This is a genomic window from Mongoliibacter ruber (assembly GCF_003003005.1).
Lineage (GTDB): Bacteria > Bacteroidota > Bacteroidia > Cytophagales > Cyclobacteriaceae > Mongoliibacter > Mongoliibacter ruber.
On the sequence record NZ_PVTR01000010.1, the window covers coordinates 101,611 to 126,237 of the forward strand.

Annotated in this window: 23 protein-coding genes and 1 tRNA gene; 18 read left to right on the top strand and 6 right to left on the bottom strand. The window is 40.3% G+C overall.

Translation table 11 applies throughout. The features are described 5' to 3' along the window. Window positions 1–345: 345 nt before the first annotated feature. Both CLW00_RS16325 and CLW00_RS16330 read left to right on the top strand, forming a co-directional pair. Window positions 346–570 carry a hypothetical protein gene (locus CLW00_RS16325; protein WP_106134764.1) on the top strand — a complete coding sequence of 75 codons (225 nt, stop codon included), beginning with the start codon at window positions 346–348 and terminating at the stop codon, window positions 568–570. A gap of 23 nt (window positions 571–593) precedes the next feature. Continuing rightward, on the top strand, window positions 594–875 hold the full coding sequence (locus CLW00_RS16330) for a type II toxin-antitoxin system RelE/ParE family toxin (RefSeq protein WP_245917328.1): 282 nt from the start codon (window positions 594–596) through the stop codon (window positions 873–875). Window positions 876–1,283: 408 nt separating this feature from the next. Here the strand turns inward: CLW00_RS16330 and CLW00_RS16340 are convergent, their stop codons facing one another. After that, a complete protein-coding gene (locus tag CLW00_RS16340; protein WP_106134767.1) occupies window positions 1,284–2,054 on the bottom strand; it encodes a hypothetical protein in 771 nt (256 codons plus the stop codon). A gap of 78 nt (window positions 2,055–2,132) precedes the next feature. Between CLW00_RS16340 and CLW00_RS16345 the strand changes: the two genes are divergently transcribed. The 5 genes from CLW00_RS16345 (at window position 2,133) to CLW00_RS16365 (ending at window position 7,903) form a co-directional block, all read left to right on the top strand. After that, on the top strand, window positions 2,133–3,113 hold the full coding sequence (locus CLW00_RS16345; RefSeq protein WP_106134768.1) for an isopenicillin N synthase family dioxygenase: 981 nt from the start codon (window positions 2,133–2,135) through the stop codon (window positions 3,111–3,113). Between the two features lie 3 nt (window positions 3,114–3,116). Continuing rightward, window positions 3,117–4,313 carry a chromate efflux transporter gene (gene chrA / locus CLW00_RS16350; protein ID WP_106134769.1) on the top strand — a complete coding sequence of 399 codons (1,197 nt, stop codon included), beginning with the start codon at window positions 3,117–3,119 and terminating at the stop codon, window positions 4,311–4,313. A 370-nt stretch (window positions 4,314–4,683) separates the two neighbouring features. Continuing rightward, window positions 4,684–4,758, top strand: a tRNA-Val gene (locus CLW00_RS16355). Window positions 4,759–5,004: 246 nt separating this feature from the next. Next, window positions 5,005–5,214 (top strand): hypothetical protein, encoded by a 210-nt coding sequence (locus tag CLW00_RS16360; protein ID WP_106134770.1) that lies wholly within the window; start codon window positions 5,005–5,007, stop codon window positions 5,212–5,214. Window positions 5,215–5,377: 163 nt separating this feature from the next. Then, window positions 5,378–7,903, top strand: coding sequence for a M14 family metallopeptidase (locus CLW00_RS16365; RefSeq protein ID WP_106134771.1), 2,526 nt, complete (start codon window positions 5,378–5,380; stop codon window positions 7,901–7,903). A gap of 233 nt (window positions 7,904–8,136) precedes the next feature. Here the strand turns inward: CLW00_RS16365 and CLW00_RS16370 are convergent, their stop codons facing one another. The 3 genes from CLW00_RS16370 to CLW00_RS16380 are packed head-to-tail and all read right to left on the bottom strand — an operon-like array spanning window position 8,137 to window position 12,037. After that, window positions 8,137–9,492: a dicarboxylate/amino acid:cation symporter gene (locus CLW00_RS16370; protein ID WP_106134772.1), complete on the bottom strand. Its 1,356-nt coding sequence runs from the start codon at window positions 9,490–9,492 to the stop codon at window positions 8,137–8,139. Window positions 9,493–9,513: 21 nt separating this feature from the next. Next, entirely contained in the window at window positions 9,514–10,590 is a 1,077-nt protein-coding gene (aroC, locus tag CLW00_RS16375) for a chorismate synthase (RefSeq protein WP_106134773.1), read from the bottom strand. Continuing rightward, window positions 10,583–12,037: a BatD family protein gene (locus tag CLW00_RS16380; protein WP_106134774.1), complete on the bottom strand. Its 1,455-nt coding sequence runs from the start codon at window positions 12,035–12,037 to the stop codon at window positions 10,583–10,585. Before CLW00_RS16380 ends, aroC begins: the two co-directional genes overlap by 8 nt. A 118-nt stretch (window positions 12,038–12,155) precedes the next feature. On the opposite strand from CLW00_RS16380, the gene CLW00_RS16385 reads away from it, so the two are divergent. Beyond that, on the top strand, window positions 12,156–12,347 hold the full coding sequence (locus tag CLW00_RS16385; RefSeq protein WP_106134775.1) for a hypothetical protein: 192 nt from the start codon (window positions 12,156–12,158) through the stop codon (window positions 12,345–12,347). A gap of 99 nt (window positions 12,348–12,446) precedes the next feature. Here CLW00_RS16385 and queG read toward each other — a convergent pair whose 3' ends face one another. Continuing rightward, window positions 12,447–13,391, bottom strand: a complete 945-nt coding sequence (gene queG, locus CLW00_RS16390) for a tRNA epoxyqueuosine(34) reductase QueG (protein ID WP_106134776.1) — start codon at window positions 13,389–13,391, stop codon at window positions 12,447–12,449. 653 nt (window positions 13,392–14,044) lie between these two features. Further along, complete coding sequence (ruvB, locus tag CLW00_RS16395) at window positions 14,045–15,076, bottom strand: Holliday junction branch migration DNA helicase RuvB (RefSeq protein WP_106134777.1); 1,032 nt, start codon at window positions 15,074–15,076, stop codon at window positions 14,045–14,047. Between the two features lie 152 nt (window positions 15,077–15,228). Here ruvB and CLW00_RS16400 point away from each other — a divergent pair, with 152 nt between their 5' ends. From CLW00_RS16400 to CLW00_RS16440, 10 genes are all read left to right on the top strand, one after another. Next, on the top strand, window positions 15,229–16,287 hold the full coding sequence (locus CLW00_RS16400) for an FAD:protein FMN transferase (RefSeq protein WP_106134778.1): 1,059 nt from the start codon (window positions 15,229–15,231) through the stop codon (window positions 16,285–16,287). A 16-nt stretch (window positions 16,288–16,303) separates the two neighbouring features. Next, the gene (locus tag CLW00_RS16405; RefSeq protein ID WP_106134779.1) at window positions 16,304–17,089 is read left to right on the top strand and encodes a ZIP family metal transporter; all 786 of its coding nucleotides are present in this window, start codon (window positions 16,304–16,306) and stop codon (window positions 17,087–17,089) included. Window positions 17,090–17,222: 133 nt separating this feature from the next. Next, complete coding sequence (locus CLW00_RS16410) at window positions 17,223–17,645, top strand: IS1/IS1595 family N-terminal zinc-binding domain-containing protein (protein ID WP_106134780.1); 423 nt, start codon at window positions 17,223–17,225, stop codon at window positions 17,643–17,645. Window positions 17,646–17,788: 143 nt separating this feature from the next. Then, window positions 17,789–19,234, top strand: a complete 1,446-nt coding sequence (locus tag CLW00_RS16415) for a porin (RefSeq protein WP_245917330.1) — start codon at window positions 17,789–17,791, stop codon at window positions 19,232–19,234. 19 nt (window positions 19,235–19,253) lie between these two features. Continuing rightward, the gene (locus CLW00_RS16420; protein ID WP_106134781.1) at window positions 19,254–19,517 is read left to right on the top strand and encodes a DUF4212 domain-containing protein; all 264 of its coding nucleotides are present in this window, start codon (window positions 19,254–19,256) and stop codon (window positions 19,515–19,517) included. A gap of 12 nt (window positions 19,518–19,529) precedes the next feature. After that, on the top strand, window positions 19,530–21,215 hold the full coding sequence (locus tag CLW00_RS16425; RefSeq protein WP_106134782.1) for a sodium:solute symporter family protein: 1,686 nt from the start codon (window positions 19,530–19,532) through the stop codon (window positions 21,213–21,215). Window positions 21,216–21,321: 106 nt separating this feature from the next. Beyond that, window positions 21,322–21,531, top strand: coding sequence for a hypothetical protein (locus CLW00_RS16430; protein WP_106134783.1), 210 nt, complete (start codon window positions 21,322–21,324; stop codon window positions 21,529–21,531). Then, window positions 21,524–22,741 carry an SLC5/6 family protein gene (locus CLW00_RS21810; RefSeq protein WP_342747914.1) on the top strand — a complete coding sequence of 406 codons (1,218 nt, stop codon included), beginning with the start codon at window positions 21,524–21,526 and terminating at the stop codon, window positions 22,739–22,741. Before CLW00_RS16430 ends, CLW00_RS21810 begins: the two co-directional genes overlap by 8 nt. 39 nt (window positions 22,742–22,780) lie before the next feature. Further along, window positions 22,781–24,283, top strand: coding sequence for a sensor histidine kinase (locus tag CLW00_RS21815; protein WP_342747915.1), 1,503 nt, complete (start codon window positions 22,781–22,783; stop codon window positions 24,281–24,283). Beyond that, window positions 24,258–24,614, top strand: a complete 357-nt coding sequence (locus CLW00_RS16440) for a response regulator transcription factor (RefSeq protein WP_106134784.1) — start codon at window positions 24,258–24,260, stop codon at window positions 24,612–24,614. The genes CLW00_RS21815 and CLW00_RS16440 overlap by 26 nt, the downstream gene beginning before the upstream one ends. Window positions 24,615–24,627: the final 13 nt, after the last annotated feature.

Genomic DNA, 24,627 nt, shown 5'->3' on the forward strand with positions numbered 1-24,627 from the left:
AAGTACACCTGACCTTTGGGGTTTCCAAAACCCCTAAAGGTCTTTAATGATGAAAAAAAGTTTCACGCAAAGGACGCAACGATAACGCAGCGCACGCAGCGAAAAAAAATAATTTCATATATAAAGTATAACCCTCGTTGCGGTCGCTGCGAATCTCTTGGCGCTCGCTGCGTGAAAAAAACAAAGGCCTTCGATACCGTACGTACGGTATCAAAGGTTAAGAGCACTCGACCTTAAGGGTAAAAAATCACCGAAATTCAATATCAAATTCAAATCCTTCCTTCAACTTGATCTGGTAATTATTTCGTTATATTTACTGATAAAACATTTAAAAATAGGTTAGCTATGGGCGTAGCAGAATTAAAACTAAAACTTCATCAGACCATTGATTCCATCGATGACAAAGATAAATTAGAAGCTTTATATATCCTGTTGAAGGACACAAAGTCTAAGTACGCTTCAATGAATATAAAGGATTATATAAATGCCATTGACGAGGCAATTGCTCAAATAAAAGCAGGGGATTTCTCCTTAGTTGAGGATTTTGAAAAGGAATCTGAAAATTGGTGAGGTCCAAAAAATATAATAAAGTCATGTGGTCAAATAAGGCTAAAATAGCACTAAAGGACCATTACGACTGGATAAAGTTGGATTCGAAAAGTGCAGCTGATAAAGTCAGACAAGAAATAATTCGTGCCAGTAAAGAATTAGCTTTTAATCCTGACAGATATCAACTAGATGAATATTACCCTAACAACCCAGGAAACATAAGAAGATTTTTTAAATGGAGTTATAGGATTGTTTTTCAGGTTCAAGATGATCATGTGGCAATTTTAAACGTTATTCACACCAGTCAAGAGCCTAGTAAAAATTGAGAATAAAAGCTTAATTTTTCTTTACAAATTAAACTCTATCAAGCCTTTTCAATTTTCTTTTACCCTTGACTTCTAAAACCCCTGAAGTCTAAAAATGAAATAAGTAATAGTTTCTCGCAAAGGACGCAACGATAACGCCGCGAAAAAAATAATTTCATATATAAAGTATAACCCTCGTTGCGGTCGTTGCGAATCTCTTGGCACTTGTTGCGTGAAAAAAACAAAAACCTTCGAGGTCAGAAAAAGACCTCAAAGGTTGGCAGCCACCTGACCTTTGGGGTTTCCAAACATCCCGAAGGTCTTTTCACTAATGAGGACTTTCAGAAAAGCATGGCTCTTAGGGAGCCGAGTGGATCTGATATTCTTTCCACAAAAAGGATACACTGAGCATGGTGTATTTTTTTTAGCTCACTCCACAAAAATCGTCTTCTTAATACTGGAGAAAGGCCCGTCCAATTCTTTTCCATCTCTTCTTACCAAATTCAAAGTAAGCAAATACTCGCCTTTTGGTAGGTTTGCCACCCTTACAGGTGTGACTTCCTGTATCTCATACCTGAATTCATTCAAGCTGATTTGAACTTTCAACCTATCCAAGTCTATATCTCCTCCTACAAGTAAAAAGTCTATGGTGACTTCTTCGTCCTCCTTAAAAAAAGTGTTGTTGGCGGGAAGGTTCAAAGCCAGGTAAGGCTCTGCCTGATAAGGAAAGGGGCGGGTATCACCTACCATGAAATCCCTATCGACAAAATTCCCAAATTCTTTCAAAGCCAGGCCTTCACCATCCACCAAATAGGCCACTGCCCTGTAGGTGCCTTCATTCAGTTCTCTTTGAAAAATGGGTGAGTTGTATCCAACAGGATCTCCTGCGTTGAGGATCATTTTCAACTGAAAACCCGCCATCCCAGACTCAAAAGGATAGTTTTTGATATTATATTCGAAAGGAACTTTTCCCGGTCTAAACTTTTGGTTTCCCAATGGAGAGTACATCTCAATAACAGCATCAGGATAATCATTTTCCTCATCATATATGTAAAAACTAATCTCTGGCCGCTCTACAGCTACAGAGTCTGTATTGGGTTCGGAAAGAATAACCATTTCTTCCTTTTTTTCCCTTGAAGATTCACAGGCAAACGAAAATATGACAGAAATAAGTACTAAATGGAATATGGAGTTTTTCATCGATTTACTAGCTAGAAGGCTAAATTATTTAATTTTAGCCGAAAATGGCTTAACTTTCGAAGTAAAATAAACCAAAGTATGACAGAGATTTTATATGATGAGGTTCCTTCCTTAGATTTGGCGGACTTCATTTCCGGAGATGCAGAGAAGAAAGCTGCTTTTGTAAAAAAGCTTGGAGATGCTTATCAAAATATTGGTTTCGTAGCCATCAAAAACCATGGACTTAGCAAAGAATTGCAGGATAAACTTTATACTGTAATCAAAAAGTTTTTTTCCCTTCCTGACGAGGTAAAGAGTAAATATGAAAAGCCTGAAATAGGTTTTCAGAGAGGCTACACCGGAAAAGGAAAAGAGCATGCAAAAGGCAGAAACACTGGTGATTTAAAGGAGTTTTATCATGTGGGTCAAGAATTGGCTGACATTCCGGATACTGACCCTATCAAGTCAGAATATCCTGCCAATATCTGGCCTGAAGAAATCTCTGAGTTTGAGGAAATCGCCCTCGATATATACCGCACTTTGGAAAATGCCGGCAAAAACATGCTCAAAGCCATTGCTATTCACTTAGGTCTAGAAGAAGATTATTTCGAAAGCAGGGTGATTTATGGTAATTCGATATTGAGACAGATTCATTATTTCCCTATTGAGAATCCCGATGAAGTTCCGGCTGATGCTGTGAGAGCCGCAGAACATGGAGATATCAATCTGATCACCCTTTTGATGGGTGCTTCAGCTGATGGACTTCAGGTTTTGAGAAGAGATGGCAAATGGATTCCAATTACCGCCCTACCCGATCAGTTAGTCGTCAATGTGGGTGATATGCTTGAAAGACTGACCAATAAAAAATTGAAATCTACTATTCACAGGGTTGTCAATCCACCACGTGAGATGATGCATACGAGTAGATACTCAATTCCGTTTTTTATGCACCCAAGATCTGAAATGGACCTGACTTGTTTGGAAAGCTGCATAGATGCAGACAACCCCAAGCAGTTTGAAGATGCCACAGCCGGAGAATTTCTTGATGAGCGACTTCGCGAATTAGGATTGAAGAAATAGGCCGTGTCTGTTAGAGGGGTACGATATTATATTTATCTCAAAGACGTACTGCTTCTTGCTGTGACTGCATTTGGAGGCCCTCAGGCTTTTCTTGCCATGGTATTGGATATCATGGTGAGAAAGCGGGCCTACATTACCGAAGAGGAACTCTGGGAACTCAACGCCCTCTGCCAGGTTCTCCCAGGCCCCACTTCCACCCAAACCATCTCAGCCATAGGCTATAGAATCGGAGGGCCTAACCTAGCCTACTTATCACTTATTGTTTGGATACTTCCCGCTACCTTGCTGATGATCGGGGCTGCATTCCTGATTGATTTTTTACAGGAAAACACACCGGGAGCACTCAATTTTGCCAAGTTTATCCAACCGATGGCCATAGGTTTTATCATCTATGCGGCACAAAAAACCATTTTTAAAATGGTAAAAACACCGGAGGCAACAGTACTGATGATGTTCTCAGCTTTTATCTCTTTTTTCTATAATTCCCCTTATGTTTTCCCACTTTTACTGGTAGTTGGTGGTATCAGCACATCTTTGAAATTCCGTGACCAACCGGTGGAAGAAGGGGACAAAAGACTTATTGTTTCATGGTCTAACTTTATCCTATGGGGAGGAGTTTTGGTCGCTGCTGCTGTTCTTGGGGCACTGACCAAAAACCAATCTGTCTTGCTGTTTGAAAATTTCTATCGAAACGGTTCTTTGATATTTGGTGGTGGTCAGGTATTGGTGCCTTACCTTTATACTGAATTTGTAGAATTCAAAAAATTCCTGAGTTCCCAGGAGTTTCTAACTGGATACGGTATTGCTCAGGGTATTCCTGGCCCTACTTTCAGTATTAGTTCCTACGTAGGCGCATTGTCTATGCGTGAATATGGCATTCCAGGCTTGTTGACAGGTGGATTTATTGCTGCGGCAGGAATATTCCTTCCCGGTACATTTTTGATATTTTTTGTGATCAGGTTTTGGGATCAACTCAAAAAATACAGACCTGTGAGGGCTGCTTTGGAAGGAATCAATGCAGTGAGTTGTGGAATGTTGATCGCAGCTGCTTACCTATTGTTTGAGCCATTAGACAATAACCTCTTCAATGTTTTGGCCATATTTGGCACCTATTTGCTCTTACAGTTTAGTAGGTTAAGTTCTCCTCTCATTATCATTATTGGGGTATTGGCAGGGATTGGGTATAATTGGATATTCTGATATTATAAGATATTTAGTGGATACTAATGGATATTCGATTGATATTGGGATATTATGAAGGCAGGATTTGAAGTTAACAGTTGATTTCATTTAAAAATACTTGAATGCCTCAAAAATATCTATCAAAAATCCGAGTATCCATCCATATCTTCATCAGTCCAAGCCTGCGCTTTACTTAGGATATAATATCCCATAATATCTATGAATATCAATGAATATCAAACTATACTTTTATCTAGCGCATTTTGAAAGTATTCCCACTGAGGATATACAAAAATCATTTTATCAAAAAAAAGTCCTTTTAAAATCCGAAAGCATTTATCATTTTAGCGGTCTGAATGTTGCCTCTGATTGGTGATACATTATAATTGGAACTTTAGCTCAGTTGGTTTAGAGCGCTGCCTTGACAGGGCAGAGGTCGTGGGTTCGAATCCCTCAAGTTCCACAACTTTAGATTTTTTTGAAATGAGAGGCGAGAATTGGGACTTTTTTGGCTTTTAGTGATAATTCAATTTGTTCCCAATCGCTGAGGCATATATCCCCAAACTTTAAAGAGTTTTTTTACTGTTTTACCTTTTCAAACTTTTAATTGAATCTCCAACGGCATTCTTACTAACAGCACCGGAAAGAACTATTTTCAATTTTATTCAGTTATTTATACTGAATCATTAAATTTTAAGACCAAACTATTATGGATATCACAAAAAAAGCAAAAGAGGAAATAGACGCACGTTTAGATAAAATCGAAAGCTTCATTGCCAAAAAAGGTTTAGGCTCTAAGTATTTACAAAAAGCTCAAAAAACGCAAAGAGACATTAATTTAGCTCTTGTTTTAACAGGCGTAATCACTATTGTTGGCATTGCTTTTTGGTTGAAAGGCAAAAATAATGAAGAAGAATAAACTAACCGATACGTGTTTTCAAATATCTAATCCAGGAACTTTTCCTGGATTTTTTTCTTAAAAAAAGGCTAAAAAAAAATACTTATTGACCTCTCCAAAAATTCACCTTGTCCCCTTTTCCTTTTCGCCTTATCTTTCTGAATTATCATTTTACTCATCTTCTATGAAAAAACTCTATACGCTGATACTGGCAATGCTTCTGACAGCTACTGCCTTTGCACAAAAAAGCCCGGAAGAATTCCTGGGTTATAAATTGGGAGACCGATTTACACCTCATCACAGGGTAGTAGCCTATTTTGAACATCTCGCAGAAACACTTCCCAATGTACAATTGGAATTCTACGGAGAGACTTACGAACACCGTCCCTTATTTATTGCGATTGTTTCCTCTCCGGAAAACATGCAAAATATAGAAAATATTAGATTGGACAACCTCCGCAGAACAGGTATGGAATCTGGTTCACCTACCACCAAAGCAGCCATCAATTGGATGCAATACAATGTCCATGGTAATGAGGCTGTAGCTACAGAAGCTGCAATGATGACTTTTTGGGAAATCGCAGACCCTTCCAACCAACAGTCTAAGGAATGGCTCCAAAATCAGGTACTCATCATAGATCCATGCGCCAATCCTGACGGAAAGGACCGGTATACAATGTGGTACAACCAAAAACAAAACAACAGGCTACAACCTGACCCTCAATCTGTAGAGCACTTTGAACCATGGCCTGGTGGCAGACCCAACCATTACCTACTTGACCTCAACAGAGATTGGGCCTGGCAGACGCAAAAAGAGTCGGAGCAAAGGATAGTGCTATACCATAAATGGATGCCGCATCTTTTTGTAGATTACCACGAGCAAGGTATCAATGAGCCTTTTTATTTTGCCCCTGCAGCAAAACCATTGCATGAGTTGATTTCGCCATTTCAATATGAATTTCAAGAAATTTATGGTAAAAATACAGCTGCCAAATTTGATGAGCAAGGTTGGTTCTATTTTACCAAAGAGCGGTTTGACTTGCTTTACCCTGCTTATGGTGACACTTGGCCTACTTACAATGGTGCCATAGGTATGACCATAGAAAAAGGCGGGTCTGGAAGAGCAGGGCTGGGAATGCTAAATGCCTTGGGCGACACAGTTACTTTGAGAGAAAGAATAGAACACCAACATGTTGCTGGGATTTCAGCTGTGGAAGTTACTTCCAAAAATGCAGAAAGATTGGCTGATGAGTTCAGCAATTATTTTAAGAATAACAGTACAAACCCTTCGGCCAAGTATAAAAGCTTTGTCATCAAGGGCGATCAGCATCCTGAAAGGGTAAAGGCTCTTTTAAAGTTATTGGACAAAAATAAAATCAAATATGGTATGGCCGGAAACAAAAGTGGTTTAAGAGGATTAGACTATGAGACTGGTAAATCTGCCAGCTTTGCGACCACTGACCAAGACATTGTCATCAATGCCTACCAACCAAAAGCAGTGCTTACAGAAATTCTTTTTGAACCTGAAGCCAAATTGCAGGACAGTATCACTTATGACATTACAAGCTGGGCACTCCCTTTTGCTTACGGTGTAAAAGCCTATGCGTTAGAAACAAGACTTGATCCTGCCAAAGCTTTTGAAGCTAAGGATTTTGAAAAAAATGAAAAGCCAGAAAGGGCCTTGGCTTACCTGGCTCCATGGAATGCCACACAGCATGCAAAATTCCTAGCTGCCTTGCTGAATGAAGGTATTCGACCAAGGTTTGCAGAATTCCCATTTGAAGTCAATGGTGCCGCTTTCGATGCGGGTTCATTGATTATTCACCGAAACGGCAATCAGTATGTCTCAGATTTTGATCAAAAAGTGGTCGACATTGCCAACAATTTTGAAATCAAGCTGACCGCGACGAACTCTGCCTATGTGGACAAAGGAAAAGACTTTGGTTCACCGGATGTCAAGCCTGTTAAGGCTCCAAAAGTAGCGCTTATTGGAGGTTCAGGTGTCTCATCACTCAATTTTGGAGAAATCTGGTATTTCTTTGAGCAAGAGTTAGACTATCCAGTCTCTATTTTGGAAGCTGAAAATGTCGGAAGATTTGATTTAAGCAAATATGATGTAATTCTACTTCCTTCTAGCTGGGGTTCATCATTAGGCGCTGGAGCCAAAGCAAAAGTACTGGACTGGGTCAAGGCAGGAGGTAAATTGATTGCCTTCGAAAATGCCATCAGTGCATTTGCCGATGAAGAAGGCTTTGACCTACGAAGGTTTGATACTGAAGAAGAGAAAAAAGCTGCCGAAAAAGCAAATCAGGAGATTCAAAGTGCTGAAAGGCTAGAACCTTATCAGGAAAGAGAAAGACTTTATATTGCCAACAGTGCTGCTGGTGCTATTTATGAGGTAAAGATTGATGGAACCCATCCGTTGGGATTTGGAATGGGTGGTAAATTCTACACCTTGAAAAACAACGGTTCACGCTATGCATACTTAAATAACGGTGTAAATGTGGGTATCATCCCTTCTACCGACGCTTACAGGTTTGGATATATAGGTCATAAGATCAAGCCTAAAATGGCTCAAACCATGGTGTATGGTGTAGAAAGTCAAGGAAGGGGACAAATCGTCTATATGGTGGACAATCCAATGTTCCGCTCTTTCTGGGAAAGTGGTAAACTACTGGTTGCCAATGCAGTGTTTTTTGTAGGGCAATAGTCATCTTAAAAATAATCTGTAAGGAAAAAAGCCCAGGGAATCTGAATTCTCTGGGCTTTTTTTAAACCTTTCAACCTATTTAAGAATCGGTAAAACCTCACACGTAAGTTCAAAAAATCCAATTATCTTAAAATCAATTGTGAGTATCCGCATTAATGCACGATAGCAATTAATGTTTTGATATTTCTTAAAGATTAATCCTCCTTGAATATTATTTATAAAATTACTTTTAATCAATCCTTCTGAGCTTCCACTACTTCAGCTTCTGTATTGGTAAAAGGATTACTCTGACGAATCAAACCATCAGGAAGCTCTCCTTCTGTGCTGGCCACTACGCAGCAAACTGTTGCATCTCCAGTCACATTTACCACAGTCCTGAACATATCCAATATCCTATCTGGAGCAATAATCAAGGCAACACCTGCTCCAGGAACTCCAATAGCTTCGAGAACAATGATCAACATGATCAAACCAGCACCAGGAACACCCGCTGAACCTATAGCTGCTAATGTTGCAGTCAATACTATGGTCAACTGCTGAGATAAGGTAAGGTCCATACCCAATGCCTGCGCGATAAAAACTGCTGCCACAGCTTGATAAAGGCTTGTACCATTCATATTAATTGTCGCTCCCAAGGGAAGGACAAAACTGCTGACCTCTTCAGATACACCCAATTCTTCTTCTACCAACTTCATGGTAACAGGAAGTGTAGCTGAGCTCGATGAAGTAGAAAAACCAAGCAACATGGCTGGCCTTAAAGCTTTAAGAAACTCTCCAAAAGGAATTTTGGTGAATGATTTTAACATAATGGAATATACCCCCACTATGATCAAAACCAATCCTCCCATTACTACCAAAGTATATTTGAGCAAAGCCAATAGCAATTCAACCGCCGAATCAGGATTATCTCCTGCTATTTCTACAATCAGAGACGCCATCAAAGCAAATACACCGTATGGAGCAATCATCATGATATATTCCACGATCTTGATGATTACGTCATTGAGTGCATCAAAAAAGTCAGTAAAGGTCTTTGCTTTGTCTTTTGGGATCTGAAGCAGTGCAATCCCTGCTATGATCGCAAAAAACACCACCTGAAGCATGCTGCCATTATCAGCAGCCGCTGCAAATAGGTTTTCAGGAACTATGTCAACGATTGGCTGTAATGGCCCTGCGTCTCTAATTGCCGCTGCAGTGTCTGCTTTTGATCCAGCCTGTGAATCAAACTGAGCCATCAGTTTGTCTCTGGTATCCTGAGGCAACTGATTTCCGGGTTTGAAAAAATTAACCAACAAAAGTCCCATTGTAATGGCAATGACAGTTGTCAACAGGTAAGCGAGAATCGTTTTTCCACCAATTCGGGACAGCTTGGAAATATCTCCCAAATTGGCTACCCCTACGATAAGAGAAGCCAATACCAAAGGTACGGCAATCATCTTAAGTGCATTGATAAAAATAGTACCTATCGGCTTGATATAGTGTACCGTAAAATCAGGAGAAAATCCGAATTGGATAATTACCAATCCAACGATCAGACCTAATACCAACCCTACGATAATCTGGGTATGAAGTGGTATTTTTTTCAACATAAAACTAGGGTTTATAAGGTATTACAATTTGTTCGTCCTGCTTATCAACAGGTAATCTGCCAAAACCAATGCAGCCATGGCTTCTACAATAGCAACCGCACGCGGTACCACACAGGGGTCATGCCTTCCTTTGCCAGAGACAGTCACTATTTCTCCCGATTCATTTACAGACTCTTGATCCTGCATAATGGTGGCTACAGGCTTGAAAGCCACATTAAAGTAAATATCTTCACCATTACTGATTCCCCCTTGGATTCCTCCTGAATGGTTGGTTTTTGTTTTTACTTTATCTCCTTCTTTATAAAAGGCATCATTATGCGCTGAGCCCCGCATTTTCACTCCTTCAAATCCAGACCCATATTCAAAGCCTTTAACAGCATTGATGCTGAGCATGGCTTTTCCAAGTTCTGCATGCAGTCTATCAAACACCGGTTCTCCCAATCCTGGAGGAACCCCTTTTGCTACACAAGAGACTACCCCTCCTACTGTGTCTCTGCTTTTTCTGACTTCATCAATAAAACCTATCATTTTTTCAGCCATTCCAGCATCAGGACAACGCACTATATTATCATCTGTCTGACCAAGATCAAGCTCATGATAAGATTTCTCCAACTTCATATCCCCTACCTGACTTACATAGGCCTGCACACTGATACCAAAATGCTTCAACATCATCTTGGCTATTGCACCCGCAGCTACCCGGGCGGCTGTTTCGCGTGCACTACTCCTTCCTCCACCTCGATAATCTCTTACTCCATATTTCTCGAAATAAGTATAATCAGCGTGTGAAGGTCTGAATTTGTCAGAAATATGACTGTAATCTTTACTTTTTTGGTCAGTATTCATGATGACCATTCCTATAGGAGTCCCTGTAGATTTTCCTTCAAAAACCCCCGAAAGAATCCTGAACTCATCCTCTTCTTTTCTTTGAGTGGTAATTTTGGACTGACCAGGTTTGCGACGCTGCATCTCAGTCCTGATCAACTCTTCATCTATATCCAGACCAGCTGGACAGCCATCTATCACTACTCCAAGTCCTAATCCATGAGACTCACCAAAGGTGCTGATCCTGAAAATTCTTCCGAATGAATTACCCATTACTATTTTTTCTAATAATCAAAACTGCCAACAGAACTACTGAGGCTAACAATAATAAATTGATAAAGATGGAAAAATAATACTTATATCGCTGGTATGAAAGTTTATTACTTTCAACCTCAATCAAATCATACAATCCTCCCAATCTCTGTCTAGAAATAGCCTGATTGACTTTGGACTCTCCCACGACATTGATCACAGCTGAAGGCCTGAGTGTATCGTATTTGGCCTCTCTAGGATTGAAGTATATCCATTCGAAGTGGTCTGAAAGGTTCACTTCTCCAGGTTCATTGATAGTGAGGTAATAGTTAAATTCTTTGATGCCATTTACTTTGCCTCCACCTCTATTGATCTGTTGTCTTACGTTGGGGTCAAAAGTATTCAATTTATGTATCTGCTTGGTTCTTGGAGCGGAAATGGAGTTGATATTTCCTTCACCACTGACACCAAAATTGTAGGTAAATCCTTCACCTGTCTGAGCATCAAATGCCTGCACATTTTCCCTCAATTGAAAGACTCCTACACTGACTTCATTCCTCAGCGGATGAGCTGGAAGCGGTTTTACTTTTACACTCTTAGCAGATGAGTAAAATGTTTTGAAATCTTCCAGTCTATTACTCCCAAAAAAAGTAGGGTTTCTGGCAACCCGATATTTGATCATTTCCCAAGCAATTGAGGGAATAGTGATTTCTCCATCAGAAAAAGGGAAAAAAGTCGCTTCATAGACCTTATACTTTACATAATTCTTACCGTTGAGTGTCACCCTTTCAGGTTGAATATTGGTGATATTGAAATTTTCCTCCCAAGCATTGGAGGGTTTCATTTTCTTAAGAATTTCATCAAGTTGCCTTCCAGGTTCATAGAATTGGAAAGGAGCCTGATTGGTCTCTGACATGTAAAACGCCAAACTCACATTGAAACCCTCTCCTACGTACACCTCGGATTTATCAACAGAAGAAGCAAAAAAAGCGTCATCTTCTATCTCGATAAACTCCGGCTCATCCCTAGTTTCTCTTCCAAAAAGATCATCAAAAGCATCAAAAGCTCCTGAGCGTCTTTGGCTGGAACGTGGATCTCCTACGGTTACTGATTTCCCCGGGTGTGCAACATCATTTCCATTGATCTTGACACTGAAAGGCTCCACATTAAAAGTCCCCTTCCTTGTGGCTTTGTAATACTGAATAATACTGTTTGTACTCGTAACCTGACCATTGATCACATTCATGGAAGAGGATTGAGATAGCCCTTGTTTTTGAAAACCGGTAATATCGGGAAACTCATCATATGACTTTATTTTGTCATTTGTAATGGTTACTTTTATACTGAAAGTTTCATTCAGGCCTATTTCATCAGGGCCTAATTCTATGGTCACTTCCTGAGCCTGAACAGTCAGTGAAATTATTCCCATCAGGCATACAAGAAATTGGGTGACAAGCGTTCTAATCATAACTAGGTTTTAAACTTAGTGCTGCAAATTAACTTTATATTTTAAACGCAACAAACCATTCGTGGTATCGTAAGTGTGGATAATGTTGTTTTAACTAAACTTAATAATTCTTTGAGATATGCTAGAGTACGTAAAAACCATTTTAATGAAAGTAAGCTTCGATAGGAGGCTCTTCGAGAAAGAGTTGCGCAAGGCACTGAATCTACTTGTTCCAGAAGAGATTCAGGTATTCAAGGAATGGTGCTACAGCAAATTTTCAAGCAAGTATGAACCGGTACTCAATAAGTATTTTATTGGATTAGCCGGATAACACAAAGCCCCAATATCGGGGCTTTTTTTTGACCTAAAATATTTTTTACATAATTAATTTTTCACCCTCCTAAAAGTTAAATAAACACACCATTTAGGTTTATTCAGAATTATACTTCTCAGAGGCAAAACTGACATTCCTTTTCAATCCCTCAAACTTGGTCCTTTTGAGGGCTGATTTTTTAAATACCTTTTGGAAAGTCTCCTCGGTCATTTCTTCCCAATCATGTTTTGAGAACCCCAATAAATCAGGATGTGGCTGGAAATCCGGTTCCTGATGAGGTTTGGAAAACCTATTCCAAGGGCAAACATCCTGGCAGATATCGCAGCCAAAAACCCAATTTTCGGTTTTCCCTTTGAATTCTGAGGGAATACTTTCTTTTAACTCAATGGTCAAATATGAGATACACCTCGAGCCATCCACCACTCCAGCTTGTACGATGGCATCTGTGGGGCACGCATCCAGACACTTGGTACAGGTGCCACAATAATCCTTCACCATAGGAGGGTCGGCAGTCACCTCTAGGTCAATGATCATTTCAGCCAAAAAAAAGAAACTCCCCATTTGCTTGTTGAGGAGCAAACTGTTTTTCCCCAACCAACCCAGTCCAGACTTTTGGGCCCACTGCCTTTCCATTACGGGGGCAGAATCCACAAATACCCTTCCTTCAAAATCCCCGATTTCAGCTTGAAGGTCTTTTAACAGCTTTTTCAGTTTGTCTTTGATGACAAAATGATAATCAGTCCCATAGGCATATTTAGCAAGTTTATAATCTTCGACTCCTGCTGACAGCTCATTTTCAGGAAAGTAATTATAAATCAGGCTAATGACAGTTTTAGCACCTTCTACCAACTTGGTTGGGTCTAATCTTTTGTCAAAGTGATTGGCCATATAGGCCATTTTTCCATGATGATTTTGATTGAGCCAAGATTCGAGTTTGGGTGCTTCTTCTTCTAAAAATCCGGCTTTGGCAATGCCACAAAAATCAAAGCCCAGATTTTTGGCTTGGTTTTTTATGATTTTTGCGTATTTGTCCTTTTCCATTTGTTGTGTAATTGTGCACTTACCTACCAAAGGCAGGACTGTTTAATTGATTAACTGACCCTAGTAATGGAAGGAGATTTCATTCATTTTTGAATTAATAAACAACCACAAATATCAAAGATAAACACAGATAAAATCTTTCTTCGCCGCTATGATTGTCCTCACTCATGGCAATTTAAGCGTTTGGAATCTTCAATACGCTTGGGTTCTTGATTATATTTCTATTTATTTCTAAAATATCTACTGTATTTCAATAGTATTTCTTTAAAATCCACGTGGGGTCATCTTCCACATCCCTGTTTTTGGCGAAAAGCTTTGTTCATTGGCAACCATCAGGCGGCCAAAAACCAAAATCACATTGCCAACCATAATCCTCGGGTTGAAACCCGAGGCTATTTACATTTGACCCCTTTGGGGTCTCAAGTAATCTCACCTCGTAAACTTGCCTCCATGAGGGATAGGTTGTAATTCCTAACTCTTCCTACCAGAAAGCTAGGTCGTTATTTATTAGAACAACATCCCACAGACCACCAACCCTTTCTTCCCTTCAACCTTTCAAAAAACCATTTACAAACTCAAACCCAATTCTAAAATCTTAAATCTACAATTTTCACCTTCATCCTTTCTAAACTCTCGCTTCTCACCTCTAAACTCTAAAAAAGACTTCCCGTCTCTCCTCCGAAGTTTGGCTTTAGCTTGAGGTGCTTATAGGCCAATTCTGTAGCCATACGACCTCTGGAAGTCCGTTTTAGGTATCCTTCTTGGATCAAAAAGGGCTCATACACCTCTTCAATGGTCTCTGCCTCCTCTCCACAAGCAGTGGCTATGGTACTGAGTCCCACTGGCCCACCTTTGAATTTTTCGATAATGGTCAAAAGGATTCTGTTGTCCATTTCATCAAGCCCATTTTCATCTACATCCAAGGCGTCCAAAGCTATCTTGGAAATCTCTAAGGTAATCTTACCATTACCTTTGATTTCGGCAAAATCTCTTGTCCGACGGAGAAGCATATTGGCAATTCTAGGTGTACCCCGACTCCTGCGCGCTATCTCAAAAGCTGCAATTTCGTCAATAGGAGTTCCAAGGATTCCGGCAGACCTTGTTACTATATCTGTGAGCAATTTGGCATCATAGTATTCCAACCGTGAATTGATCCCAAACCTTGCCCTTAGTGGTGAAGTAAGCAACCCTGACCTAGTGGTCGCTCCGATCAAGGTGAAGGGATTGAGTGAAATTTGAACAGATCGGGCATTGGGACCTGAATCCAACATGATATCGATCCGAAAATCTTCCATAGCTGAATATAAATATTCCTCTACCACAGGATTGAGTCGGTGGATCTCATCGATAAAAAGTACGTCCCCATCTTCAAGATTGGTCAGTAACCCAGCCAAATCGGAAGGTTTATCCAAAACCGGGCCTGAGGTGATTTTTATACCAGCTTCCAATTCGTTGGCTATGATATTGCTGAGCGTGGTCTTGCCCAAACCTGGAGGGCCATGAAGCAAAACATGGTCAAGAGGTTCATTTCTTCTCTTTGCCGCCAAAACAAAAATTTTAAGGTTTTCCACAATCTTGAATTGCCCCGTAAAATCATCGAAACTCAATGGTCTCAAAGCCTTTTCGATTTCATTGTCAGAGGAGTTCAACCCTTCTTTGTCACCACTCAAATAATCTTCTCTCATATCCTTTTGTTGCGTCTGTACAAAGATAGAAAAATAGCACAAGGCAAAAAGCCAGATAATCTCAATGCTCTTTTTGCAATTTTATTGCAAAAACTAAAAATTGGAACTTTATTTTGAAAATAAGCTTTAACTTTCGAAAAAATTGCCAATTCATGCGAAGTAACGCCAATAAAAACATCATATATTCTATAATACTTTTACTCTTGGTTGCAATTGTATACCTATACAGACAAAACCAGCAACTTCCTGAAGAAGTGATTGTAGAAGACAGCTCCGGAAAGGTGACTTTTTCCGGAAATACAATGGGGACTACTTATAGGATCGTTTATTTAGATGCTGAGGAACGGGATTTCAAAAAAGAAGTTGATTCTCTTTTAATAGTTTTCAACAAGTCCCTTTCCACATATATAGAAGATTCTGAGATCAGTCAGTTCAATAAGAAAGACACCTTGGCCTTTAACTTGCCCTTTTTTTATGAGGTTCTGAAGAGCAGCAAAGAAGTATATCAAAAAACCAGCGGCGCCTTTGATCCTACGGTAGGCCCCATGGTGAATCTTTGGGGATTTGGGCCTAGTGGGCCTCAACTCAAGGATAGCGTCAATATCAATCAGATGTTGCCTTTGGTAAATTTCAAGGCTGTAGATTTTGATTCTCTTGAAGTACGGAAAAAACAGGGCATGTACCTTGATTTCAGTGCTATTGCCAAGGGTTTTGGAGTGGATGTAGTCGCTAAGTTTCTTAAAAACAAGGGCATTGAGAATATGTTGGTTGAAATTGGGGGAGAACTTGTCGCAAGAGGAGTAAATGACAAAGGTGAACTTTGGAAGGTAGGCATCAATAAACCAGAAGAACTGGGTAGGGCCGATCAATTGGTCAGTATTATCGCTTTGGATAATAAAGGACTTGCCACATCTGGAAATTACAGAAACTACTATGAAGCAGGAGATATGAAAATTTCCCATACCATCGATCCTTCCACTGGGAGACCTGTAAAGCATGGATTGTTGAGTGCTACAGTAATTGCCAAAGATTGCATGACAGCCGATGCTTATGCTACAGCAATGATGGTCATGGGGACTGAAAAATCCATAGAATTACAGCAAACACACGAAGACATAGAAATATTTTTGATTTTCAACAATGAAAATGGTGAGATGGATTACTATGCCAGTGATGGTATCAAATCCTACCTCTCCTTTATAGAAGACTAATCTATTATCATATCAAATGGCATTAAACTTTACACTCCTGTTTTTCACAGCCTTGATCGCTGGCGGCTTGGCATATTTTATTCCAAGTTGGGAAGAAAGACTGTTCAAACTGGTTTTGGTATTCGCAGGTTCATACTTATTTGCGATTACTGTCCTTCATATCCTTCCTGAGCTATTTGTAGAATCAGGAGCACCCACTAGGATGGGGCTTTATATCCTGCTGGGGTTTTTGCTGCAACAGATTCTGGCGCTTCTCTCCACTGGAGTAGAACATGGGCACATTCATCATCCCAGTCAAAACCATCAAGGGGCTAACCTTGGTGTGTGGACCATTATGATAGGCTTGTTTATGCATGCTTTTTTGGAAGGAACCCTTCTGTCTCATGATGGAGCTCTTGTACACCACATGCATGACCATGCAGGTCATGAAGGACATGCACACCATCATCATGGTGGCAATAGCAATTTACTCTTTGGAATTTTACTCCATAAAGGACCCGAGGCATTTGCTCTAGTGGCGGTGTTGATGACGGCTATCAAAAAAAGATGGGTGTTCGTTCTTTTGGTTATTTTTGCTTTAGCCTCTCCGATGGGCATGATGCTTAGCCATTACCTTTATGAAAGTAAAATTCTAGGTGGAGAAACCTTGAATGTTTTTTACGGTATGGTTGCAGGTGGCTTCTTACATATCTCCACTACTATATTCTTTGAAAGTAGCCCTGACCACAGGTTTCACTTTAACAAAGTATTGGTAAGCATACTGGCATTTGGGCTAGCCATATCGCTAGAAATGCTCTTGTAAGATTTTAATTGCGAATTTGGGGATTTTGACATTATTTTATTTGGATTTAAAAGCAACTTTTAAATTGGTAGAGATATATTGCTAATATGATATACTTTCGCTAATTTGATATATCAACCCCAAAATAACCAAAATGGAAAAGCCAATCTGTCCGAAATGCGAAAATACAAAAGTGGTAAAAAGCGGGATTTTAGGAGGTAGACAAAGGTTTAAGTGTAAAAAATGCGGCTACCACTTCACTGTTAACAAGCTCGGCAAGTCAATCGATAAGTACTATGTAGTAAAGGCATTACAGCTCTATATTGAAGGGATATCTTATCGGGAAATCGAAAGAATATTGGGTGTAAGCCACGTGTCCGTAATGAATTGGGTAAAGCAATACAAGATAAAAGCCCCTGAAAATTACGATTATCGCCCTACATACAAAGTGCTTAATCACACCGAATTAGTCAAATTTATGGCTCAAAAGGAGAATTTGACAGATACCGGGATGCTGATTACTGAACTTGGTGACAAATTTATGATCATCAAGTGGGAAAGGTTTAAAAACCGATAAAACAAAATATTATTTTGTTAGCTATAAATTTTTAACACATATATATGCCCGTTTTTTCTTTTGAGGGGCAAGTTTTCAAATTGGGTTCCACTTGTTCGGGAAATCATTCTCGGACAGGTAATTAACAACAACCCCAAATAACAATGCTTATAAAACCTAAGTGGACTCTTGCGGTCCTATTTTTCCTAAGCGTTCATTTCATTGCACTAGGGCAAGACACCCTAGCCAATTTTGCTACAGCAAAAGATGAAATGATGGTAGACCACTCCTACAAACCTCTTACCCTCAACCTATCTGATGACGGATCAAAGTATATCAGGTTTTTGGTATGGAATCAAATGTGGGCAAGGGTGACACAAAACAATCCCGGAACCTTGGATGTGGCAGGCAACCCGTCCACACACTCCTCTGACATTGGCATCAGAAGGGCCAGGTTTCTAGCTTATGCCCAAATATCACCACGTTTTTTGGTTTTGACCCATTGGGGAATCAACAACCAAACTTTCACCAATGGAGGTGTTCCTGGTGGTGGCGCTACTGGAAATCCAGGCCAATTGCCCGTGAGTGTCAATCCTGAAACAGGTTTAGGCACTGCATCGGGAATGTCCGCCAAAAAACCTCAATTGTTCTTCCATGACATCTGGACAGAATTTAAAGTTACTGATGCCATTTATCTTGGTACTGGCTTGCACTACTGGAACGGTATATCAAGAATGAGCAGCCACAGTACACTTTCATTCATGGCAATCGACGCACCAATTTTCAACTGGCCTCTTATCGAACTTACAGACCAGTTTGCCAGACAATTCGGGTTTTATGCAAAAGGTCAGTTTGGCAAGTGGGACTACCGTGTATCTCTAAACAAACCTTTTTCGATCGGTGCAGGTGGGAGATTTGATGAAAACAGACAAGTACCGGTAGCAGCCAATATCGTCAATGACAATTGGGCAACCCAAGGATATGTTGCCTACCAGTTTTGGGAAACAGAAAATAACAAGCTTCCCTTCTTTGTAGGCTCATACCTAGGTACAAAAAAAGTCTTCAACATAGGCGCCGGCTGGCACCATCATCCCAAGGCTACATCTTCCAGATCTCAAAATGGAGGCACGAATCTCCATGACATCACCCTCATAGGATTAGATGCATTTTTGGATCTACCGCTCAATCCTGCAACTGGACTTGCACTGACTTCATATGCTGTTTTTTACAATTATGACTTTGGCCCCAATTATATCAGAAATGTAGGCATCATGAATATAGGCTTTGGCGCTGGAAGCAGTCAGAATGGTCCTGGAAATGCACAACCTACGATTGGTACTGGCAATATTTTCTACACACAAACAGGGCTCCTTTTACCAAAAAGTATACTTGAAGACAAGGGAAGACTGCAGCCTTTCGGTGCCTTCAGCTACAAACAATTTGAATATTTCGATAACGGAAACATGCAATATGACCTAGGTGTCAATTACTATATCAATGGACATCAGGCCAAAATTACTGCACAATACAGCAATAGGCCGATTTTCGAAAATTTCAAAAGATCTGGCTCAGCCGGAGAATTCATTTTACAAACACATCTCTTTCTCTAATCTAAAAACAATCCCAAAAATGACCTCACACAAAGAAAAAATGAAAGCTTATTGGCAGCGCAACCTCAGGTTACTGCTCATCCTACTCAGCGTCTGGTTTACTGTATCATTTGGTTTCGGTATCCTTCTGGTAGAACAACTCAATCAATTCAGAATCGGTGGATTTCAGCTAGGATTCTGGTTTGCTCAACAAGGATCTATTTACGCATTTGTCATCCTGATTTTTGTGTATGTATACCGCATGAATCAGCTGGACAAGGAATTTGATGTCAACGAACAATAAGCTAAAGAAACTATGGAAATTTTAACCTGGACATATATACTCGTAGGTGCATCCTTTGCCCTATATATTGGCATCGCCATCTACACAAGAGCTGGTTCGACCAAAGAATTCTACACAGCTGGAGGTGGGGTTTCTCCCTTAGCCAATGGCATGGCTACGGCTGCTGACTGGATGTCCGCAGCTTCATTTATTTCAATGGCGGGGATTATCGCCTTTTCCGGATATGATGGTTCTGTTTACCTTATGGGTTGGACTGGTGGCTATGTATTGTTGGCCCTTCTGTTGGCACCTTATCTGCGTAAATTTGGGAAATTTACCGTTCCTGATTTTGTAGGTGACCGATACTACTCCAACAAGGCACGAGTGGTGGCCGTTATCTGTGCCCTCTTCATTTCCTTTACGTATGTTGCTGGGCAAATGAGGGGAGTCGGAATTGTGTTTTCGAGATATTTAGAGGTCGACATCAATACAGGTGTAATCATCGGGATGTGTATTGTATTCTTCTACGCTGTTTTGGGTGGGATGAAAGGAATAACCTACACCCAGGTGGCGCAATATTGCGTATTGATATTCGCTTTCATGGTGCCCGCCATTTTCGTATCCATGCAGCTTACAGGAAATCCAGTACCTCAAATGGGAATGGGCGGTACAGTTGCTGATGGAAGTTATTTATTGGACAAACTTGATGGCGTCCTTTTAGACATGGGCTTTGCTGAATATACTTCAGGGCGCAAAGGAATGATAGATATTTTTGCTATAACCTTGGCATTGATGGTAGGTACAGCGGGTTTACCACACGTTATCGTGCGTTTTTTCACTGTTCCAAGAGTGAAGGATGCCCGTCTTTCAGCAGGATATGCTTTGGTATTCATTGCCATCTTGTACACCACTGCACCAGCAGTAGCTGTGTTTGGTATTTACAATGCCATCGAAACTGTAGCAAACAAGCCTGTGGATGATTTGCCTGTTTGGGTAGAAAACTGGGAAAAAACCAATTTGATAACTGTGGATGATAAGAATGGTGATGGTATAGTACAATACACACCAAACCCAGCAACCAATGAGCTGAAGATTGATAAGGATATCATGGTATTGGCAAGTCCTGAGATTGCAAATCTCCCAAATTGGGTGATTGGTTTGGTGGCAGCGGGAGGTATGGCCGCTGCTCTTTCTACCGCTGCAGGACTTCTCTTGGTAATATCTACATCCGTATCACGTGATCTATTCAGGACTTTCAAGCCGGACATGACAGAAAAGAGAGAATTGCTTATCGCCAGAATTTCGGCAGCAGGTGCAGTGGTCTTGGCTGGATATTTTGGTGTGAACCCTCCAGGTTTTGTCGCCGAAGTAGTGGCATTTGCCTTTGGACTGGCTGCAGCATCATTCTTCCCTGTAATCATCATGGGTATTTTCTCAAAAAGAATGAATAAAGAAGGTTCAATAGCGGGAATGATTTCAGGTCTTCTCTTCACAATGGCCTATATTGTTTATTTCAAATTCGTATCCCCGGAATTGAATACGATTGATCACTGGTGGTTTGGTATTTCCCCTGAAGGCATAGGATCTTTAGGCATGGTGGTCAACTTTGTGGTATGCTATGTAGTATCTAAAGCGACCCCAGCACCACCGGCAGAAATTCAGGAAATGATCGAAGAAATCAGAGTCCCTAGAGGGGCAGGAAAAGCGCACGCGCATTAATTGACTGCAAGTTGAATGGAAGGGACACTCCGACTATGTATTAGTTGGGGTTTCCCTTTTTTACCAATACCAAATCCAGTAAATTATATCGAGTAATATCCCAGTCATGAAGGAAACCTTGAAAAGCCAGTACTTAGTCACATTGTTTTTTGCGGGCATGTTTCTGCTCAACTATCCTTTGATGGGTATTTACAATATCAATAAAAAACTGTTGGGTATTCCGGTGCTTTACTTGTTCGTCTTTGCACTATGGCTTATGGTCATCCTTTTGACTTATTGGATTATTAGAAAAACAAAAAATAAAAAAGATGCTTGAAAGTGGGCTGATCATATCGTTCACTTTTGGGTATCTAGCGCTACTGTTTGCCTTGGCTTGGTTTTCCGAGAAATCCGCTGAAAAAGGACGCAGTCTAGCCTCAAACCCTTATGTCTATTCCCTTTCACTTGCTGTTTATTGTACTGCTTGGACCTACTATGGTTCGGTAGGTCGAGCGGCTACCAATGGATTGGAATTTTTGACCATCTATATTGGACCTAGCCTTATTGCTCCACTATGGTGGATCGTGATGCGTAAGATTATCCGAATCAGTAAAGTCCAAAGGATTTCCTCTATTGCGGATTTTATATCAAGCAGGTACGGTAAAAATATCACCTTAGGAGGTGTGGTCACTGTATTTTGTCTATTGGGAATTCTTCCCTATACCAGTATCCAAATAAAAGCCATAGCAAACTCATTTGCTACACTTCAAAATTCCGGAGCTACAGAAAGTGCCCTTTCCAATCCAATCTACATGGACACTGCATTTTACCTTTCATTGGGAATGGCATTGTTTACCGTGTTATTTGGCACACGCAAAGTAGAGGCCACTGCCCAGCATGAAGGCATGGTAATGGCAGTAGCATTTGATTCCTTAGTCAAATTATTCGCATTCTTAGTTTTGGGTGTGTTCGTCACCTATTTTGTATATGATGGTTTTAAAGATGTTTTCCTTCAGGCCGAGTTAAAAGACCTGGGTCATTTGTTTGTGATGTCCGAGGATAACAGTGGTGCAGAATGGTTTTGGCTGAGCATGCTTTCTATGATGGCTATATTATTCCTACCAAGGCAATTTCAAATGGGAGTCATCGAAAACACCAATGAAAAGCATCTTGACAAGGCAATGTGGCTTTTCCCTTTATACCTTTTGTTGTTCAATGTTTTTGTCATTCCGATAGCTCTTGGAGGATTGGTACATTTCGAAGCTTCCTCGATAGATGCTGACACTTTTGTGCTTGCCTTCCCAATAGCCTACAACCAAGGCTGGCTTGCCTTGTTGGTGTATCTGGGTGGTTTTTCGGCTGCTAGTAGCATGATTATAGTCTCCACTATTGCATTGAGCAATATGGTTAGTAATAATCTCGTCATGCCCATCATTCTTTCCAATGATAAGCTGAGAATCAAGTACCAGCATCAACTTGGAAATTTGGTCGTTTGGATCAGAAGGATAAGTATTTTTAGCATCATCTTAGCTGCATATTTTTACTAAAGAGAAGTATCTGGCTTTTTCTCTTTAGTATCTATTGGCTTGATTTCATTTGTGGCCATCGCCCAATTTACCCCGGCTATCATAGGTGGTATCTATTGGAAAAAAGGGTCAAGACACGGTGCATTGTCCGGGATAATTGCAGGGTTTGTTATTTGGTTTTTCACCTTAGTGGTACCTACTATAGTTACGGCAGGGTTTTTACCACAGTCATTGATGGATGACGGTTTATTTGGCTGGAGTATTTTGAGGCCATACCAACTTTTTGGAATGCAGGAAATGGGCTATGTCAGTCATTCGCTTTTTTTTAGCCTTTCCACCAATGTGATTGTATACGTATTTCTTTCCCTTTATACCACGCAGACCTCCAAAGAACACAACCAAGCTGTAGTTTTTGTAGATATTTTCAAGTATAGCACCATCATGGACAGCTCGATTATCTGGAAGGGGCAGGCATACCTTCCGGACTTGAAGTCTCTTTTGGATAATTTTTTGGGAGTAGAAAAGGCAGAGTTGGCACTACAGGAATTTACACAAGGGACAGGGAGAGAGCTTGGAGTAAAAAACTATGCCGATCCAGAGCTTGTGAATTATTCTGAAAGATTGCTCTCAGGAATCATTGGTTCAGCATCCGCACGTATCCTAGTAGGATCTGTGGTAAAAGAGGAAGAGATCAGCATGGAGGAAGTTTTGAATATCCTCAGAGAAACACAGGAGTTAAAAAGCCTGAATTTGGAACTAAAGAAAAAAAGTAAAGCACTTAAAAAAGCTACCCAAGAACTTAGAAACATGAATGAGACACTGCGTCTGAATGATATGCTTAAGGATGAATTTATTTCTACCGTAACCCATGAAATGAAAACTCCAATCACCTCAATTCGAGCTTTTTCTGAAATCCTCATGGATGAAGACTTGCCAGATGAAGACCGTCAGCGTTTTTTGGATATTATCATTCAGGAGACCGAACGCATGACTAGATTAATAGATCAAGTCTTGGATCTTGAAAGATTTGATTCGGGAAGACAAAAGCTCAACTTGGAAAAATCGGACACCAAAATACTTGTCCTTCAAGCAACCGAAAGTATGCTTCAGGTTTTCAAGGAAAAGTCCATACAATTTGAACTTAACCTTCAATTTGAAGAACTTTATATGCATGTGGATGAAGATCGAATCAAGCAAGTCATACTCAACCTGCTCTCAAATGCTTCGAAATTTGCCAAGAGTAAGGTGATGCTTAATTCATTTATAGATGAATCAAAATGGAAACTACAGGTTTGGGATGATGGAAAGGGAGTGCCTGAGGAGGAGATCGCTTATATATTCGATAAATTTTTCCAAGCCAAGAACCAAACCAGTAAAAAGCCAGTAGGAAGCGGTCTTGGGTTAGCCATTTCCAAAAAAATAATAGAGTACCACGATGGAGAAATAGGTGTGAGCAGACAGGGTGACCTTACATGCTTTGAGTTTTCCATCCCAATACAAGCAAATGAAAAATTAAACCAAACTTACACTACTGCCGATGAACAAAATATTGATCGTAGATGATGAACCCAATATCCTACTCTCCTTGGAATTCCTCTTCAAAAAAGAAGGGTACAAGGTCTACATAGCAAGAGATGGAGAAGAGGCTATGGGCATCATCGAAACAAACATTCCCGAATTGGTGATTTTGGATATCATGATGCCGAAAGTTGATGGCTATGAAGTCTGCAAGCACATCAAACTGCACCATGCAAATGTCAAAGTGATATTCATTTCTGCCAAAAGCAAGCAACAAGAGATCGAAAAGGGACTCTCATTGGGAGCAGATCTTTATGTGACCAAACCATTTTCTACCAAAGACCTGGTAGGAAAAGTCAAATCAATACTGAACTAAAATTATAATAAAC

Bases quoted from the DNA above. Each gene is read 5' to 3' on its own strand.
- CLW00_RS16325 (WP_106134764.1), top strand. From the start codon at position 346: ATGGGCGTAGCAGAATTAAAACTAAAACTTCATCAGACCATTGATTCC.
- CLW00_RS16330 (WP_245917328.1), top strand. From the start codon at position 594: ATGTGGTCAAATAAGGCTAAAATAGCACTAAAGGACCATTACGACTGG.
- CLW00_RS16340 (WP_106134767.1), bottom strand. From the start codon at position 2,054: ATGAAAAACTCCATATTCCATTTAGTACTTATTTCTGTCATATTTTCG.
- CLW00_RS16345 (WP_106134768.1), top strand. From the start codon at position 2,133: ATGACAGAGATTTTATATGATGAGGTTCCTTCCTTAGATTTGGCGGAC.
- CLW00_RS16360 (WP_106134770.1), top strand. From the start codon at position 5,005: ATGGATATCACAAAAAAAGCAAAAGAGGAAATAGACGCACGTTTAGAT.
- CLW00_RS16365 (WP_106134771.1), top strand. From the start codon at position 5,378: ATGAAAAAACTCTATACGCTGATACTGGCAATGCTTCTGACAGCTACT.
- CLW00_RS16370 (WP_106134772.1), bottom strand. From the start codon at position 9,492: ATGTTGAAAAAAATACCACTTCATACCCAGATTATCGTAGGGTTGGTA.
- aroC (WP_106134773.1), bottom strand. From the start codon at position 10,590: ATGGGTAATTCATTCGGAAGAATTTTCAGGATCAGCACCTTTGGTGAG.
- CLW00_RS16380 (WP_106134774.1), bottom strand. From the start codon at position 12,037: ATGATTAGAACGCTTGTCACCCAATTTCTTGTATGCCTGATGGGAATA.
- CLW00_RS16385 (WP_106134775.1), top strand. From the start codon at position 12,156: ATGCTAGAGTACGTAAAAACCATTTTAATGAAAGTAAGCTTCGATAGG.
- queG (WP_106134776.1), bottom strand. From the start codon at position 13,391: ATGGAAAAGGACAAATACGCAAAAATCATAAAAAACCAAGCCAAAAAT.
- ruvB (WP_106134777.1), bottom strand. From the start codon at position 15,076: ATGAGAGAAGATTATTTGAGTGGTGACAAAGAAGGGTTGAACTCCTCT.
- CLW00_RS16400 (WP_106134778.1), top strand. From the start codon at position 15,229: ATGCGAAGTAACGCCAATAAAAACATCATATATTCTATAATACTTTTA.
- CLW00_RS16405 (WP_106134779.1), top strand. From the start codon at position 16,304: ATGGCATTAAACTTTACACTCCTGTTTTTCACAGCCTTGATCGCTGGC.
- CLW00_RS16410 (WP_106134780.1), top strand. From the start codon at position 17,223: ATGGAAAAGCCAATCTGTCCGAAATGCGAAAATACAAAAGTGGTAAAA.
- CLW00_RS16415 (WP_245917330.1), top strand. From the start codon at position 17,789: ATGCTTATAAAACCTAAGTGGACTCTTGCGGTCCTATTTTTCCTAAGC.
- CLW00_RS16420 (WP_106134781.1), top strand. From the start codon at position 19,254: ATGACCTCACACAAAGAAAAAATGAAAGCTTATTGGCAGCGCAACCTC.
- CLW00_RS16425 (WP_106134782.1), top strand. From the start codon at position 19,530: ATGGAAATTTTAACCTGGACATATATACTCGTAGGTGCATCCTTTGCC.
- CLW00_RS16430 (WP_106134783.1), top strand. From the start codon at position 21,322: ATGAAGGAAACCTTGAAAAGCCAGTACTTAGTCACATTGTTTTTTGCG.
- CLW00_RS21810 (WP_342747914.1), top strand. From the start codon at position 21,524: ATGCTTGAAAGTGGGCTGATCATATCGTTCACTTTTGGGTATCTAGCG.
- CLW00_RS16440 (WP_106134784.1), top strand. From the start codon at position 24,258: ATGAACAAAATATTGATCGTAGATGATGAACCCAATATCCTACTCTCC.